The organism is Arthrobacter sp. ISL-5, from assembly GCF_018613835.1.
GTDB lineage: Bacteria > Actinomycetota > Actinomycetes > Actinomycetales > Micrococcaceae > Arthrobacter.
This window is the reverse complement of record NZ_JAGGPM010000060.1, coordinates 1-15,609: the sequence shown is the minus strand read 5'-3', so window position 1 is coordinate 15,609 and position 15,609 is coordinate 1. Positions and strand designations below refer to the sequence as shown.

12 protein-coding genes are annotated in these 15,609 nt (G+C 59.7%); 1 reads left to right on the top strand and 11 read right to left on the bottom strand.

Annotation, left to right across the window (positions count from 1 at the left end):
• Positions 1-276 precede the first annotated feature (276 nt).
• The 11 genes from J7I89_RS24120 to J7I89_RS24070 all read right to left on the bottom strand — a co-directional run bounded on the left by J7I89_RS24120 (position 277) and on the right by J7I89_RS24070 (position 15,007).
• Positions 277-1,134 carry a CoA ester lyase gene (locus J7I89_RS24120; protein ID WP_214975803.1) on the bottom strand — a complete coding sequence of 286 codons (858 nt, stop codon included), beginning with the start codon at positions 1,132-1,134 and terminating at the stop codon, positions 277-279.
• 1 nt (position 1,135) lies between these two features.
• Entirely contained in the window at positions 1,136-1,663 is a 528-nt protein-coding gene (locus J7I89_RS24115; protein ID WP_214975759.1) for a MaoC family dehydratase, read from the bottom strand.
• 4 nt (positions 1,664-1,667) lie between these two features.
• The gene (locus tag J7I89_RS24110; RefSeq protein WP_214975757.1) at positions 1,668-3,743 is read right to left on the bottom strand and encodes a biotin carboxylase N-terminal domain-containing protein; all 2,076 of its coding nucleotides are present in this window, start codon (positions 3,741-3,743) and stop codon (positions 1,668-1,670) included.
• A gap of 38 nt (positions 3,744-3,781) precedes the next feature.
• Positions 3,782-5,383 (bottom strand): carboxyl transferase domain-containing protein, encoded by a 1,602-nt coding sequence (locus J7I89_RS24105; protein ID WP_251045799.1) that lies wholly within the window; start codon positions 5,381-5,383, stop codon positions 3,782-3,784.
• Between the two features lie 173 nt (positions 5,384-5,556).
• Positions 5,557-7,125, bottom strand: a complete 1,569-nt coding sequence (locus tag J7I89_RS24100; RefSeq protein ID WP_214975754.1) for a class I adenylate-forming enzyme family protein — start codon at positions 7,123-7,125, stop codon at positions 5,557-5,559.
• Between the two features lie 190 nt (positions 7,126-7,315).
• The gene (locus J7I89_RS24095; protein ID WP_214975752.1) at positions 7,316-8,239 is read right to left on the bottom strand and encodes an alpha/beta hydrolase; all 924 of its coding nucleotides are present in this window, start codon (positions 8,237-8,239) and stop codon (positions 7,316-7,318) included.
• An 8-nt stretch (positions 8,240-8,247) separates the two neighbouring features.
• Positions 8,248-10,536 carry a CoA transferase gene (locus tag J7I89_RS25860; protein WP_308160027.1) on the bottom strand — a complete coding sequence of 763 codons (2,289 nt, stop codon included), beginning with the start codon at positions 10,534-10,536 and terminating at the stop codon, positions 8,248-8,250.
• Positions 10,537-10,792: 256 nt separating this feature from the next.
• Positions 10,793-12,136, bottom strand: coding sequence for an MFS transporter (locus tag J7I89_RS24085; RefSeq protein ID WP_214975747.1), 1,344 nt, complete (start codon positions 12,134-12,136; stop codon positions 10,793-10,795).
• A gap of 162 nt (positions 12,137-12,298) precedes the next feature.
• Positions 12,299-13,234: an alcohol dehydrogenase catalytic domain-containing protein gene (locus J7I89_RS24080; protein ID WP_214975745.1), complete on the bottom strand. Its 936-nt coding sequence runs from the start codon at positions 13,232-13,234 to the stop codon at positions 12,299-12,301.
• 37 nt (positions 13,235-13,271) lie between these two features.
• Positions 13,272-14,033 carry an SDR family NAD(P)-dependent oxidoreductase gene (locus J7I89_RS24075; RefSeq protein WP_214975743.1) on the bottom strand — a complete coding sequence of 254 codons (762 nt, stop codon included), beginning with the start codon at positions 14,031-14,033 and terminating at the stop codon, positions 13,272-13,274.
• 635 nt (positions 14,034-14,668) lie between these two features.
• Complete coding sequence (locus tag J7I89_RS24070; RefSeq protein WP_214975741.1) at positions 14,669-15,007, bottom strand: hypothetical protein; 339 nt, start codon at positions 15,005-15,007, stop codon at positions 14,669-14,671.
• Between the two features lie 211 nt (positions 15,008-15,218).
• On the opposite strand from J7I89_RS24070, the gene J7I89_RS24065 reads away from it, so the two are divergent.
• Positions 15,219-15,609, top strand: a 391-nt coding sequence (locus J7I89_RS24065; RefSeq protein ID WP_214975739.1) for an LLM class flavin-dependent oxidoreductase, incomplete at its 3' end; no start/stop codon positions are given.

Below are 15,609 nucleotides of genomic sequence, written 5' to 3'. Positions count from 1 at the left end.
TAGTCCAGTGGCCCGTCGGGAACAATCCACGCTGTATCACCGCTTGCTTTTTGAAAGAGTGCTCGCGGTTCGATTCCCTCATGTCGCAACCACAGCATGTCGCCGGCCGGCGTGACTGTCTCGACTAGTCCGACGCGGACAGTTCGGCCGCTTCTTCGAATGCAAATGGTGCGGCCTGCTAAACAAGTCCAGTCTTCAATGTATTCGCTCATAATTCCGGCCTCCTCCGGTATTCCCCGGCTCCCGGGACTCTCTCGTTGTGATGGTTGTGTTTCGTCAGCGACCGGAAAGCGCCTCCGCCGTACTCACATCGCTGTCTGCTTCTGGACAGGTGCCCGAGCGTTCCGCGCGGGCGAGGACCTTTCGGGCATGCCGCAAGATTGGTTCGTCCACCATGCGTCCTTCAAAAGCGAACACGCCTCCGCCGGACTTCTCTGCCGCGGCAAGGATCCGCCGGGCCTGTATAACCTCGGATTGCGCTGGAAGGAACGAGCTGCGGATGATCGGCATCTGTGCGGGGTGGATTGATGCTTTGGCGGCGAATCCGCTTGCTTGGGCGTCGTCGGACTCCATCTTGAGTCCCGCAAGGTCGGTGATATTGGTGTAGACCGAGTCAATCGCTGGCTTTCCGGCGGAACCTGCCGCTAAGAGCACCTGGGAACGGGAGTGCAGGGCAATATCGCGATAGTGTCCGTTAGCCAGTCGGCTGGTTACGCCGCCCAGCGAAGCCACCAGGTCTTCCGCTCCCCACATGAGGGCTACGACGTTGCCTTCCTCCGCAATGCTGGGCGCATTAAGGATCCCCTTGGCTGTCTCGCACAGAGCGATCACGGAGTAGCCTGCCAGCTTGGCCAGGGAGTCCGCTGTCTCGGTCTTGGCCAGCATGATGTATCGGTAACCGGTTTGTCTTAGAGCCCGCAGATCCAGCTCGAAGTCGTCTGTGTCCACTGGATTGACCCTGACGATGGTTCTGTTGGGATCCACCGGATTGTCGACGAGACTTTGTCTGGCGCTCTGCCGTTCGAGGGGAGCCACGGCGTCTTCGAGGTCCAGGATAATCGCGTCAGCACTGTCCATTGCCTTGGCGTACCGATCTGGCCTGTTAGCGGGGCAGAAGAGGATAGCTGGGCCCATGTCAAAAGCGGTCAAGGTTCCTTCCTTCTGCCGGCCCAGACGCTTCGTGTGCTTCCCGGGTCCACATCAGGCAGGTGCGTGTCGCTTCGGCCACGACGACGGCGTCCTGGTTACGTCCGGTGTGCTTCATGCTGGCTATCCCCTGACCTGGCCGGGAGGAGGACATCCGGACCTCCGTGATTTCGGTTTCGGTGTAGAGGGTGTCGCCATGGAACATCGGGTGGGGAAATCGGACGTCGGTCAGGCCGAGCTGGGCGACGATCGTTCCCTCGGTCAGCTGGGACACTGATTGGCCGATCATAGTTCCGAGGGTAAAGAGCGAGTTCATCAGCCTTTGCCCGAAGGGCTGGGTGGCGCTCCAGGCGGCATCCAGGTGAAGGCCCTGGTTGTTCATGGTCAAGGTGGTGAAGAGGACGTTATCGGCTTCGGTCAGGGTGCGCCCGGGGCGGTGAACGTAAACGGTCCCCTCCTTCAGTTCATCCAGGTAAAGACCGCGCTGTTCGATGCGCTGGGTGTCAGTGATGTTCATGGAGTTATGCCTTCGCTTCAGCCATGTCTTTGGACTCTTCTTCCGTGTCGTTGCCAGTCGTCTCCGCTGGGAGGGGCTCGATGGTGGCCACGATCTGTTGGGCCTTGACCGGATCGCCCACTTTCAGGTTCAGTCTGACGATCCCCGTCATTGTGGCGTTGAGCTGGTGCTCCATCTTCATGGCCTCAATGGAGAGCAACGGCTGTCCCTCCTCGACGAAATCCAGGTCTGCCACGGATATGGCGATGGTGGTGCCTGGCATCGGCGAACGGACTTCCGGACAGGCCGCTCCGGGTTCCCGCTCGAGGGAGTTCAAGCGGCGTTTCACGAGTTCTCCACGGTCGACCTTCCTGGCAACCCCGTCCCAACCCTCGATTCCAAGCCACACCGCACCTTCGGCCGAGACCGCTGCGGACATCCGTCGGCGGATCCCGTTCACCGAGATCAGGCCGTCGCTGATGGCCCTGAGATGGAAAAGTTCTCCGTTGACCTCGAATGACTGACCATCCGCTTCCTGCCTGGTGGTGACCATGTGCGTTCCGCCGTCGGCATCCAAATGGAACACGGTCCTGGCGTTGCCGCCTACCCGCCATGCGTCCTTACTTTTCCAAGGGTCGCCCACGAGTCCTTGCCCGCTCATGAGGGCGTGGGCAGCAATGGCCAGTTCCTCGCCGCCGAACGTCCTGAATTGCATCGATGAGATCTTGCGGTCAATCATCGTGGTGTCGAGGCGCCCGGCGGTGACGTCCTCATCACCGATGAGCAGCCGCAGGTACTCGATGTTCGTCTTGACACCCAGCAGCAGCGTCTCCGACAGGGCGCGGTCGAGCCTGCGGAGCGCTGTTCGCCTGTCACCGCCCCAGCTGATGATTTTGGCGATCATCGGATCATAGTGCGGCGATACTTCCAGACCATCGATGAGGGAGCTGTCTACCCGGATACCGGCGCCGGAGGGCTCCCGGACTTCAAGAAAACGGCCGATGGACGGTATGAAGCCCTGGCTGGGGTCTTCGGCGTAAACGCGCGCCTCGACCGCGTGTCCCTCCAGGGTCACGTCTGATTGGGCGATGTCAAGGGTCTCCCCGGCGGCGATGCGCACCTGCCATTCGACCAAATCCAACCGTTCGCCGTCGACGCGCGCCACCTCCTCCGTCACCGGGTGTTCCACCTGAAGACGGGTGTTCATTTCCATGAAGAAGAACTCATCCGGGGCTTCATCGGAGACCAGGAACTCAACAGTTCCGGCACCCACATAGCTCACGGACCGGGCAGCCTCGACGGCGGCGGCACCTATACGTTCTCGGATCTCGGTGCCGTTTGACAGGTTTTGGAGCAGCGGGGCGGGCGCCTCTTCGATGACCTTTTGGTGGCGGCGCTGAAGGGAGCACTCGCGTTCGCCCAGGTGGAGGGTGTGGCCGTAACGGTCAGCCAGGATCTGGACTTCGATGTGCCGCGGGGAGCGCACCAGCCGCTCGAGGAAGAGGGTATCGTCGCCGAAGGAACTGCGCGCCACCCGACGGGCCGTTTCCAAGGCAGAGGGCAGGTCCTGGATCCGTTCGACGACATGCATGCCCTTGCCCCCGCCGCCGGCCGAGGGCTTGATCAGAAGGGGGAAGCCGATGTCTTCAGCGGCAGTCATCAGCTGTTCATTGCTCAGGCCAGGCTCCGCGATCCCCGGCACTACGGGAACGCCATGGGTAACGACATGGTTCTTGGAGCGGATCTTGTCGCCCATCATGTTGATCGAGTGGACGTCCGGTCCTATGAATGTAATGCCCTCGTCCTGCAACGCCCGCGCGAATGCGACGTTCTCGGAGAGAAAGCCGTAGCCGGGATGCACGGCCTGCGCGCCGGTTCGCCGACAGGCATCGATGATGGCGTCCATGTTCAGGTAGCTTTCGGACGCGGGTGCGGCGCCTATGCAGACCGCGACGTCGGCCTCCCGCACATGGCGTGCGTCGGCGTCCGCTTCGGAATACACGGCGGCGGACCTGATTCCGAGCCGCCGCAAGGTGCGAATGACACGGCAGGCGATTTCGCCTCGGTTGGCGACAAGGACGGTGTGGAATGTCCTTGGCATCTCGTTGCTGATTTCTGAGGGTTGATTCATTGTCGTGCTCACATCCGAAAGAGGCCGAAGGAGGTTTCCGGCAAGGGCTGGCGGGAGACAATATCGAGGGCCATCCCGAGGACACGCCGGGTGTCGGCCGGGTCAATTATGCCGTCGTCCCAGAGTCGAGCGGTTGAATAGTAAGGGCTTCCCTGGTCTTCGAATTGCTGCTTGATGGGGGCCTTGAAGGCTTCCTCCTCCTCAACGGTCCACACCTCGCCGGCGGCCTCGTATTGCTCGCGTTTGAGGGTGGCCAGGACGCTTGAGGCCTGGTTGCCTCCCATGACTGAGATCCTGGCTGCCGGCCACATCCAGAGAAACCGCGGGGAATAGGCGCGCCCGCACATGGAGTAGTTTCCCGCACCGAAGGAGCCACCGATAACCACGGTCAGTTTGGGAACACGGGCAGTGGCGACTGCGGTGACCATCTTGGCACCGTTCTTTGCTATGCCACCGTGTTCGTAGTCTTTCCCAACCATGAATCCGGACAGGTTCTGCAGGAATAGAAGGGGAATACCGCGCTGGTCACACAGTTCGATGAAGTGCGCCCCTTTGAGCGCTGATTCGCTAAAGAGCACGCCGTTGTTCGCGACGACGCCCACAGGGTGCCCATGGATGTGGGCGAAGCCCGTGACCAGCGTCGCGCCGTAGTTGGCCTTGAACTCGTGGAATTCACTGCCGTCCACTAAGCCGGCGATAACCTCCCGAACATCATAGGAGGCGTTAACGTCCACAGGGACCACCCCGTACAGGTCCTCCGGTTCGGTCAACGGCGGAAGGACAGCTTCTGACACTTGCCAGGCAGGGGACGCCGACGCGGGCAGGGTCGCCACAATATCCCGAACGATTTCCAAGGCGTGTTCATCGTTTTCGGCTAAGTGGTCAGCGACCCCGGAGATTTTGGTGTGGACCTCACCCCCGCCAAGTTCCTCTGCCGTCACCACTTCGCCGATAGCCGCCTTCACGAGCGGTGGGCCGCCCAGGAAGATGGTGCCCTGGTTACGTACAATCACTGTTTCGTCGCTCATGGCCGGCATGTAGGCTCCGCCGGCGGTGCACGAGCCCAGCACCGCGGCTATCTGCGGGATTTTGCTCGCGGACATCTTGGCCTGATTAAAGAAAATGCGGCCAAAATGATCCCTATCAGGGAAAACGTCATCCTGCCTTGGAAGGTAGGCCCCTCCCGAGTCCACAAGATAGATGCATGGCAGCCCATTCTCCAGTGCGATCTCTTGGGCGCGAAGGTGCTTTTTTACCGTCATCGGGTAGTAGGTTCCGCCCTTGACCGTGGCGTCATTGCAGACCACCATCACGTGCCGCCCGTGGACCAGGCCTATGCCCGAGACCAAGCCGGCGCCGGGGGCATCACCGTCGTACATTCCATTGCCGGCAAGAGGCGCTATCTCTAGGAATGGGCTCCCCTCATCCAAGAGCCGGTCAACACGTTCTCGCGGCAGCAGCTTCCCCCGGCTGGCATGCCGCTGGCGGGAGTTCTCCGAACCGCCCAACGCTGCCTCCGCCAAACGCACTTTCAGATCCTCGGCTAACATCTTCTGCCCGTTAGCGGTGACTGTGAAATTTGCTTGCGGCGACTCTACGCCACTGCTCAATGCATGCACCTGTTGTCTTCTCCAATTCTCGGGTATCGAGCCCAAACGAAATGAACCGCTCTGCGGAGCGGTACGCGCCGCCTGCAGATTGTCGGTTTCGTGGTCCGAGGATCGGACCGTACTGACGGAGCGCCCACGCTTCCCGTGCGAGATCCAATCCGTCAGGCTGCGTATCACCGTGGTTCTGATACCTGTGAAAACGATGGGGAACCAATCTCCTCAGCGCTTTGGGGAATGCCGATTAGTTTGCGCCGCATGATCTTGCCGCTGGAGGTCTTAGGGAGGTCTTCGACGAACCGAATCATTCGGGGGCGCTTATAGGGTGCCAGGTGGGCGGCAGAATATTCGATGAGGTCTTTCTCACCAACCGTCGCGCCGTTTGTTCGCACAACATAGGCGCAGGCCAACTCCCCTTTCACTGTGTCGGGTATGGGGCCCACGGCCACCAGGGCCACCTCCGGATGTGCGCTCAGTACTCGTTCAATTTCGGCTGGATAGATGTTGTAGCCGCCAGTGATGATCATGTCCTTTAGGCGGTCCACAATGAACAAGTTCCCTTGCTCGTCCATACGGGCAACGTCGCCAGTGCGTAGCCAGCCCGCTTCGTCCAGTACCTCGGCAGTAGCCTCAGGTTTTCCGTAATATCCCAGCATCACGATGGAACCACGCATCAGAAGTTCTCCAGCCTCACCCCGGGCTGCTTCCCGGGTAGGGTCGGCGAGATCCCTGATAGTGGCCTCCATGCCAGGCAAAGGGACCCCAATTGACCCTCGGGGCCCCTGCGCATGAAGGGCGTGCGTGGTTCCCAGACCTGCCAGTTCGGTCATGCCCCACAGCTCAATCAATGGTGCCCCGGAGCGGTTCTCCCACCGTTCAATCGTCGCGGTTGGCATAGTTTGACCACCGACAGTACAACGTCTCAATGAAGTCAGGTCACTTTTTTCAATAGCCGGATCGGCAAGCATCGTGGCGTACATCGCCGGAACGCCCTCGAATATCGTCGCCCCGTGCTCGCCGATCAGGTGCAATGCATCCGCTGGTCGGAAACGCTCCATCAGCACCACTGTGCCGCCGACGAGCCACGTCGAATTTATCGCGACGTTCCCATACACATGGGGCGCCGGCAGCGCCGTTACCACCACGTCACGGTCATCACGACCGTGCATCGTGGCCGTAAGTCCGAAATTGGTTGCAACTGCGCGGTTACTCTGTATAGCACCTTTCGGATGCCCCGTGGTGCCCGAGGTGTATCCGATCGTGCAGGGCATCTCTGGCTCGGGGGTGAAGACCGGAACTGCATGATCTCCTGATAAAAACTCCGAGAATGGTGTCACACCATCGATGCTCTTCCCGAAAGAGACGATTAAGCACTCGTGGGAAAGGTTCTGCGTGGCTTTGGCTACGTCTGCCGCATCATCCCCGCCGACGAAAATCATCGCGGACTCGCAGTCCTCGAGAACGAACTCCACCTCTCGGGCTGTCAGCATGACATTGATGGGGTTGACCACGGCGCCTGCTTTGAGCGCACCGTGATACGCCACAAGCCATTCCCAGCGGTTCTGCGAGTACAGCGAAACTACGCGCCCGGGCTCAATTCCACGCCCTGCAATGCCGGCCGCGACCTGGTTACTTGCCTCGTTGAGATCATTGAAAGTCATCGTGCGTGTCGCTGTGACCAGAGCGGCCTTGTCGCCGAACCGGCCCGCCACATCTGGGAGGAGTTGGCCTGGACCATTGATCATTGTCGTACTTCTCTCGTTAGGTGGGTTGTGGGTGGGCCGGCTGTCGGGATGCAATAGCTCCCCAAGTCCATATGAGCCTTCTTCTGTTCCTTATAGGAGGCCCGACGGGTTGCTGCCCTAGCAACTGCTTAGCGATAGGTCCACGGTTTGGTGAAGCCCTGCTGGTAGTGGGTGCAGGGGTTCAAAACGTTCACGCGCCTACTGCCGCCACTACGCCCAGTCGTTCCGCAACCCAAGATCCTGCTTCTGCGATTGACAGGTCCGCTGCCGAAGAGTGTCCAGCCATAAACTGAAAGACATGCTGCTGGCCAGGAACGGTGTGCAGCTCAACTTCCACGCCCGCTTCCCGGGCCCGGTCTGCAAACCGCTGCGCATTATCGAAGAGCGCCTCGTCGAGGCTCGCGGTGAGGAAAACCGGAGGGAACCCGGCAAGATCGGCATGAAGCGGATTCACCAGCGGGTCCGTTCTGGAAGTGTCCGCACTGAGGTATGCCATCACCATTTGCTGGACCAACGGTCCCCTGACGAGGACGTCCTTTGCCGCATTGGTTTCCAACGACTCGCCGTTGCATTCCAAGTCAAACCACGGCGAGAAGCCAATGATGGCCGCCGGCAGCGGCAGCTCCTTGTCCCGGAGGCGCACGACGGAGGAAACTGCCAGGCAGGCACCGGCTGAGTCGCCCGCGAACGCGATGCCATCAGGGTTAATACCCTGGCCGCGCAGCCAGCCGTAAGCATCCTCGACGTCCTCGATCTGCGAAGGATACTGATGTTCGGGAGCCTGACGATAGTCCAGCAGGAGGACCCGGCAGCCCGCTGCCGCGGCCAGGTGTCCGGCCAGCTTTCGATGACTGTTCACACTCTGAACGACAAACCCTCCACCGTGGAAGTACAGAATCACATTGCCCTGGTCCGCACCAGCGGGAATGCACCACATACCTGGCCTGCCTCCGGCGTCTACCTCGTCATACGTCACGTTTTTCGGCTCGGCCGAAAGACGGTGGATCTGGTCCAGAAGGGCCCTGTTAAAAACAAGGTCGATGTCCGGTGCGGCTGTCAACGCTGCACCGCTGGACTGGTAGAACTCTTTCAATGTGTCACGTTCAGTAGTCATTAGTGCTCCTAGGTGGTGATGAGATGAATGGGTTGGAATTGGGCGCGGATTTCTGAAGTTTGGGCTCCAAGCGGACCGGGATCCGAGTAGGCACCGGCCGGAATTGGCCAGGCTCCCGGGCGATGCCCCAGAATCGGCGCGTTGTCTCTTCGCTCTCCGTTTTTTCCAAAGCGGATAACGTTCCGCCCGTGCCAGGTCGGATCGTACGCGACCTGCGTAATTTCCCGGACTTCTTGGACAGCTATGTCTTCTGCTGCCAGGACGCTTGCCCAAGTGGCACATGTGCGCTGTCGCAGCGCCACTGCCAAGGCCTGGGCGAATGGTCCGTAAGCATCGTCAGCTGTGTTGGTGCTGGGGCAGTCAGGGATGCCAACAGCCCGTATCAGGTCTTCTACCTGGGCGGAGTCTGCACCAAGGAACAGCCATCCGTCGGCTGCCTGATACAGGCGTTGCAGTGCAGACCAGCCGACTGCCTCGCTGCCCGTTGGCTCGCTCATCCGACCAGCCTCTGTTCCGTCGAACAGGTAGATACCCTGGTGAATTGTCGCGGTCTGCACGAGGGACGTGCTGATGTGCTGTCCGAGCCCGGACTGCCCCCGCTCAAACAAACCCAGGACCGCCGCCAAGGCACCCAGGATGCCCGTCCCGACGTCGGAGATCAGGTACGGCTGGTAGATGGGCCATTCATCACTGCCACCGTATCGATGCGATAGTCCAGTGGCGGCCACTGCCTGGTTTTCGTGCCCGCGCCGGTTCTTCCAGGGACCCTTGCGGGAGTACGCGCTCAACGAGACGTAGACGAGATCCGGTCGCTGCCCGCTCAATGTTTCAAAGCCGAGACCGTACCGTTCCACCGCGCCGAAGGCGTAGTTTTGCAGTACAACGTCCGCCCCTTTAATTGCCTCCTCCAAGATGTTCAGGTCCTGGCCGCTCTGAACATTCAAGAACACAGTTTGTTTGCCACGGTTCGTGAAGGAACCGTGGAACCCGTTGTTCCCGGAGGGGTCCGGGTTCGCGATCTTGATGACCTGGGCCCCATAGTCCGCGAGTAACCGCCCGGCGATCGGTCCGGCCACCACTTGGGACAACTCGACGACTGAGATCCCGGTAAGGGGCGCTTCAGCAGGCAGCCTGTTCTGTTGACCTGAAGCCCGCCTGCCCTGCAGGCATCCACTCCCAGCCATTCCACTGTCGTCACCTGGTAAAGACCGCCGCGATATTCGCGCCGGAGTCCTGCTGAAATGGATGGCAGCACCGGCCATAGCAATCGGACCGTACTCTGGATCGTCAACAGAGGTTACCGCTCCAGACTCCTGCGCGTGCTCGTTGGCGATCCACTCAGCCGGGGTCCGAACGCGGGCAAACGGTATACCCAGATCGATTGCAATCGCTTCCCATTCCGTAGAGGTGCGCGACCGCATCAGCCCGGCAAACCTCCGCTCGGCATCACTGCGCCGAGCAGGGTCTGCAAATATCTCTCCCAGGTCTGCCAAACCTGCGGAAACCCATTCCTCCCACACACCTGCAGCGCGAAGCAGCCGTTCCACAAAACGCGGGTAGGGCACCTGGTCGACGTAGCCTCCGTCCGCACACCGATATGAACCCAAAAAAGGCCGGGGTGGACTATCTCCAGAACCGACAAACCCAGGAAATTCCAGATGAAATCCGACTACCTCCAACAAAGCTTCAGACAACGGGACTTCAAGGCGGGCACCGCGGCCGGTTTTATCCCGATCTATCAGTGCGACCACTACCTCCAAAGCACCCAGAAACGCCGCCGTGTTAGAGGCGATAGGGATTGCCGTGAACAACGGCTTGCCGGGATCAGCGACATCAACGTGCGCACGTGCTTTCCAGTCCCAGTGCTCGTTCAGACGTCGATACCCGGCCGTGGCGCTCATCACCACACCCTCCCAACCCGGCATAGAGGACCGGGGATCAACGGCGGCAAATCCAGGCAGGGAACAGTAGATAAGGCGAGGATTGGAGGAACACATTGCGTCTGGCCCAAGACCCAGCCTGCCCATGACGCCCGGACGGAAATTCTCCACCAAGACATCAGCCCACTCAATCAGGTCCTGCGCCCTACGCCGGTCGCGGTCATTGTGAAGGTCAAGCGTGACCCTGCTCTTCCCACGGTTAAGGAAGGTATCGGGCTTCCCCGAGAGCCGCGGCCCACCAGGAGGGTCGACGTGCACCACCTCGGCACCATTCTGAGCTAGCAGTTCTGCGAGCAGGGGGCCCGCAATGAAGTGGCCGAAGTCCACGACCTTGATTCCGTTTAAAGCTCCAGACACAACTGCCTCTCTTCTGCATTGAATGAGACCTAGCTCATGTGACGTGCTGTTCCAGTTACTTCAGGCCATGTCCTGGTTGAGAGGACCTTCAGTGATGAAGACTGATCCACCAAACAAGACCAGTGGTTTGATCGCGGCGGCGGTTATCTGGTCCACTCGTTTGTCATTGCCGTGTCGAGCGCATTGACGTGGTTATCCGAATCGAGCGTCATCCGCAGCACGTTACCGGTCCACTCGGTAAGAACGTGGGCGCCGATCATTTTCCGAACCCAGCCTCTTCATATTCACCCGCCCTGGAGCGGTCGAACTTACGCACACCGAAATACAGGAGTGGCGTCAAGAGCGCCATGCCTAGAGCTGCCAGGACGACCACGGACACACCCGATGCGGCGCTACCGGTAACTACTTCACTCAGACCGAAAAAGTATGGGCCGACAAATCCACCGGCGAGCCCAACTGTGTTCAGGAAGGCGAAGCCAGCTGCTGCTGTGCGTCCGGTGAGTCGTTTCATGATAATTGGCCAGTAAACCGGCACTGAGCCGATAACGAAGGTACCGATCAAAGCCAGGGTAACGAGTTTGAAAATGTTGTTGTCAACGATGCCGAAAAGGAGTGAAAAAATCAGGACCGCGCTCGAGTAGATGGCGACCGTAAGGATCTCCCCCAACCTCTTGAGGATGGACGGCGTAACGAGCAGGCCTGTGACCCCTCCGAGTCCAACGAGGCCCGTGATAAGACCAATGATTTGAATGTTGGGACCGATCATGCCCGCCACGATCGCCGGCGTGAAGAAGATGATGCCGAAGTTCGCAACCTGGCTGAGAAAGTAGATTGCAGCAAGCGCGAGAATGAACGGAGTGGATACGATCGCTGCAAGTGTGCGGCGTACAGTCGGCTGGGGTTCCACTTCGCCGACGGCGCGCTCCGCGAGGACGGCAGCTTCATCGCCCGACAGCCATCGCGCGTCGGCCGGGCTGTTCGGCAGCCGAAAGAAGATCACTAGGCCAATCAGAACGGCTGGGATTCCCTCGAGCAGGAACATCCACTGCCAACCATCCAGCCACGGCCACTCCGCGGTTCCCGCGATGATCGCGCCGCCAAGGGGGTTGGCCACGACGCCGCCAATCGCAGCCGCTAGTGCCACAAGAGACACAGCTCGCGATCGGTCTGAGTGCGCGAACCACGTCGCGACGACATACATGAGGGCGGGGTAGATTCCTGCCTCAGCCGCGCCGAGAAGCATGCGAAGGATGTAGAACACAGCAGGTGAGTCGACCATCAGCATGGCCGAGGAGATTATTCCCCACGTGATTGCAATCCGGCTGATCCATATCCGCGGGCCCACCCGATAGAGAACGAGGTTGCTCGGTATCTCGAGCAGGGCGTATGTGACGAAGAACAGCCCGGCCCCCAGTCCGTACGCAGCGGCGTCGATGCCGGCGGAGATCTCGAGGGAATGCTTAGCGAGTGAAACGTTCGTCCGATCAACGAAAGCTATGAAGAAGACCGCCATCAAAAGCGGTAGCAGGTGCCTGAAGGCCTTCTTCGTAGCTATCGCGTGCAAAGTGTCGTCTGGCATCGCGTCAGTGCGTGCAAGCATCGTCTACTCCTTCGTAGAGGGCTGCGCGGACCATCCGTGCAGTTTCTAAAGCGTGTAGAAAGACTTTCTAAAGCGTTCGTCGCAGAAAGTATGGATCTATGCCCGGTCTGAACGAGACCGACGTTGGCCCGACGACCAACGGGAGGCACCTGCCGATCGGCTTCAGTCGAGGAGAGCGACTGCTCGCGCTGTCGATTCGCCCCTCGCTAACCGGCCCATAGCTTCCCCAACGTCTTCGAACGCGATGGTCTCCACCTTCGACTTCACATCACCCGCAGCGATCATGCGAAGCACGTCCTCAACGTCCGCTGGGGTTCCGGCCAGGGATCCAAGATAAGTAAGCTGTTTCAGAACCATGGCCTGCGTGGAGATCGTGGCATGTTCGGGAGCTCCACCGACCTGAACGACGGTTCCGCCTGCACCTATGGTGTCGATAGCCTCTGCTGTGGTGGTGCCGAATCCGGCATAGTCGACGATTACTTCGAGGTCTTTGTCGGCGTATTTCGTAATTGATGACGCAACCTGAACGTCTCCATACTCACGGACAGCGTCACGAACCTTTTCGTTGATTTCGGCAACAAATACTTTTGCACCCATTCCCAGCGCGAACTGAATGGCAAGCGAGCCGAGGCCGCCCGCACCGATGATCCCCAGGCGGGTGCCCTCCGTGACTCCTGCCTTCTTAAGGGCGTGAAGCGCCGTCATTCCCGCATCCGTTGCCGGCGATGCTTGTTCCCAGGGGACTTCATCTGGAATCGGGACAAGGAGTTCGGTTTGAACCATGACCTGCGGTGCGTACCCGCCATGAAAGCGTGTGCCAGGGCCATCGGTGTGCGCGGCGACCGCAACACGCTGGCCCGGGGTAAACTTCGAAACACCCTCGCCGACGCTTCTGACCACGCCAGCGATTTCATGACCGAGCGTGATGGGTTTGTAGCCCAGGAGGTGAGTGAGGGTACCGTCAAGGAAGCTGACGTCGGTGTGACATAGTCCGGCGGCCTTTACCTCGATCACGACCTCACCAGGGCCGGCGGTTGGTGTGTCGACATCTTGGAGAGTCAGCGGCTGATGCGCATCAATAAGTTGCCATGCTTTCATCTAAAAACCGTCCTTGTTATCGAGGAATTTCGGGAACCTAGAACGAGACGTAGGGGGCGTGGGCGAACAAACCACCATCCACGCAGAGGTTCTGTCCAGTGATATATCGGGCGTCATCAGAAGCAAGGAAGGCCACCGTCGATGCAATGTCCTCCGGTGTACCGAGATAACTAGTTAGCAGACTAGGACCCATGACCTCCACAAGATTCGGAGCTACGTCCAATAATGCGGGCGTGAGGATAATCCCAGGCGATATCGAGTTCACGCGGATATTCTGCCGCCCGTATTGAGTAGCGATGTACTGGGTCAGCGCGACGATGCCAGCCTTGGAAGTGCCATACGCCGTTTGGGCGAGTTGGCCGCCAAGGGCCGAACTCGATGCGGTGTTCACGATCACTCCGCCTCCAGCCGAAATCATGAATGGAATCGCAACCTTGGAACAGACGAAATAGGCGCGCACGTTCAACTTCATAGCGTGGTCCCACGCCTCCAACGGCGTGTCGGCAACCGTCGTGTCGTCGGAACCTAAGGCACCAGCGTTGTTGTGGAGAATATCGAGGCGGCCGAAATGAGCGGTGGTTGACCCCACCATGTCGACGATGGATTGCTCATCCATCGCGTCATACGCGAACGCTGTCGCTCGATCGCCGATCTCTTCAGCGATCTGTTGAGCTCCTCTGATGTTGATGTCACTTATGGCGACCAGTGCACCCTCTTCGTGGAGCCGCCTAGCGGTGGCAGCACCGATACCTGAAGCACCACCGGTTACGAGAGCAACTTTGTCTTTCAGACCACGCACGAGTTGTCCAATCTGGGAATGTAGAAGAGAGGCAGTTGTGCGGAGCAGGAAGTTCGCGCCGCAGGAAAGTGTCCCTGAATTGAAACTGACAAGTCAGAAAGTCTGCCCAAATGAGACGCAGCTCATATCATCTGGTCTCAGCCAGTTACTCTAGGCGCGATCGAGCATCACGGATGTCCTTTCCTCGCACGTGCCTATCCACTTGTCGCAAGCGGTCGCGGGGACCGGTATGTCGTCGGAATTCTTGGTGTCGCGAGTGAATTGCTAACGCATTACACCTTTTTAGGTATCAAGCAGTCAGTGATCAGAGACTTCGTGGAACACCTGGCCGGCGCCCCAACCCCTGACCGTCGAGATCTAAAGGCTCAGACACGGGCCCGTGTCCGGTTTGACATAGCCCTTGCCCGCAGGGCGGCTAATGGTCCATCTGCGATGGCTGTCGCAGCTCAGGTTCCGGCAACGGACACAGTCTGTTAGCCGAGTATCGAGCTTCGTTGCTCGGCGAACGTGACCACCGCCGGATAGACCAAGCCACATCACGTCCGGCCCGTCGGGACCGGACGTGATGTGGCTTCGGTCATTGGGCTGCCTTCAGTTGCGCGGCGGACCCAATCGCGCATTCCGTAGCCGGCGATCTAGTCTTTCTTACGGGGGTTTGCGACCCCGGGTATCGTGAATTCGACGTGGGCGAAAAGGCCAGTCTCGTCATTCGTGAGCCACCCCTTGCTGCGCGCGTACGTGATCATCTTCTCCCAGCCGGCATCCCAGTCCGGGCCGGTTGCGGCCGAGGACGCCTTGGCCCGTAGGGCCGACACCTTCAACACGGCGTGATCGTCCTCGTAGGACGCCCCGATTCCTGATTTCCGGAGTGCATCACCGATGCTCTCCGCCGACAGGCCAGTGGAAACGTGAAGTCGGCGGAAGTCATCGGCCTCCAGGATCTTTGCCTCGTGTCGGTTCAGCAGAACAATCATGCGCATCCCTTCGTCTGACTCGCCTGGCTGGCGTTCATGGAACGCTATCCAGCGACACGGCGGCGATCAATGGAAATGATCAATCGCGGTGGACTCGTGCGTCTAGCGGATATGGTCCTGCGATTTTGGGACAACCAGGGGATGTGACGACGGTTACTTTTGTGGGGATGACACGCAACACGTGTTCAACGACGAAGACGAAAGGAACGTCATGATTGAGTTTTCCTGCCTCCACAACGGCGGAACTGATTTGCCGATGACTACTATCGCCGGGGACCGGAATGTCACTTTCCCCAGCGCGGACATGGCCGCGATTCACCGGTCCTACCAGCGCGTAGCCATCCAGCAGATTGAGCAGGCCGCCCTCGCAGAAGAATTGGGATTCCACTACTTCTGGCTCACAGAGCACCATTTCCAGCCCGAAGGCGCCGAGTTCTCCCCGAACCCGCTCCAGGCCGGCGCGGCGATCGCGATGAAAACATCGAAGATCCGCATCGGTCAGATGGCCAATATCCTGCAGCGGCATCACCCACTGCGCCTCGCTGAGCAAGCGGGCTACCTGGACGTACTCTCCGGAGGGCGGCTGGAATTCGGCATCGGGC

What these genes read in the sequence shown, in the direction of transcription:
- J7I89_RS24120 (WP_214975803.1), bottom strand. Translation starts at nt 1,134, where the DNA reads ATGGGCCCAGCTATCCTCTTCTGCCCCGCTAACAGGCCAGATCGGTAC.
- J7I89_RS24110 (WP_214975757.1), bottom strand. Translation starts at nt 3,743, where the DNA reads ATGCCAAGGACATTCCACACCGTCCTTGTCGCCAACCGAGGCGAAATC.
- J7I89_RS24080 (WP_214975745.1), bottom strand. Translation starts at nt 13,234, where the DNA reads ATGAAAGCATGGCAACTTATTGATGCGCATCAGCCGCTGACTCTCCAA.
- J7I89_RS24100 (WP_214975754.1), bottom strand. Translation starts at nt 7,125, where the DNA reads ATGATCAATGGTCCAGGCCAACTCCTCCCAGATGTGGCGGGCCGGTTC.
- J7I89_RS24115 (WP_214975759.1), bottom strand. Translation starts at nt 1,663, where the DNA reads ATGAACATCACTGACACCCAGCGCATCGAACAGCGCGGTCTTTACCTG.
- J7I89_RS24070 (WP_214975741.1), bottom strand. Translation starts at nt 15,007, where the DNA reads ATGATTGTTCTGCTGAACCGACACGAGGCAAAGATCCTGGAGGCCGAT.
- J7I89_RS24085 (WP_214975747.1), bottom strand. Translation starts at nt 12,136, where the DNA reads ATGCTTGCACGCACTGACGCGATGCCAGACGACACTTTGCACGCGATA.
- J7I89_RS24095 (WP_214975752.1), bottom strand. Translation starts at nt 8,239, where the DNA reads ATGACTACTGAACGTGACACATTGAAAGAGTTCTACCAGTCCAGCGGT.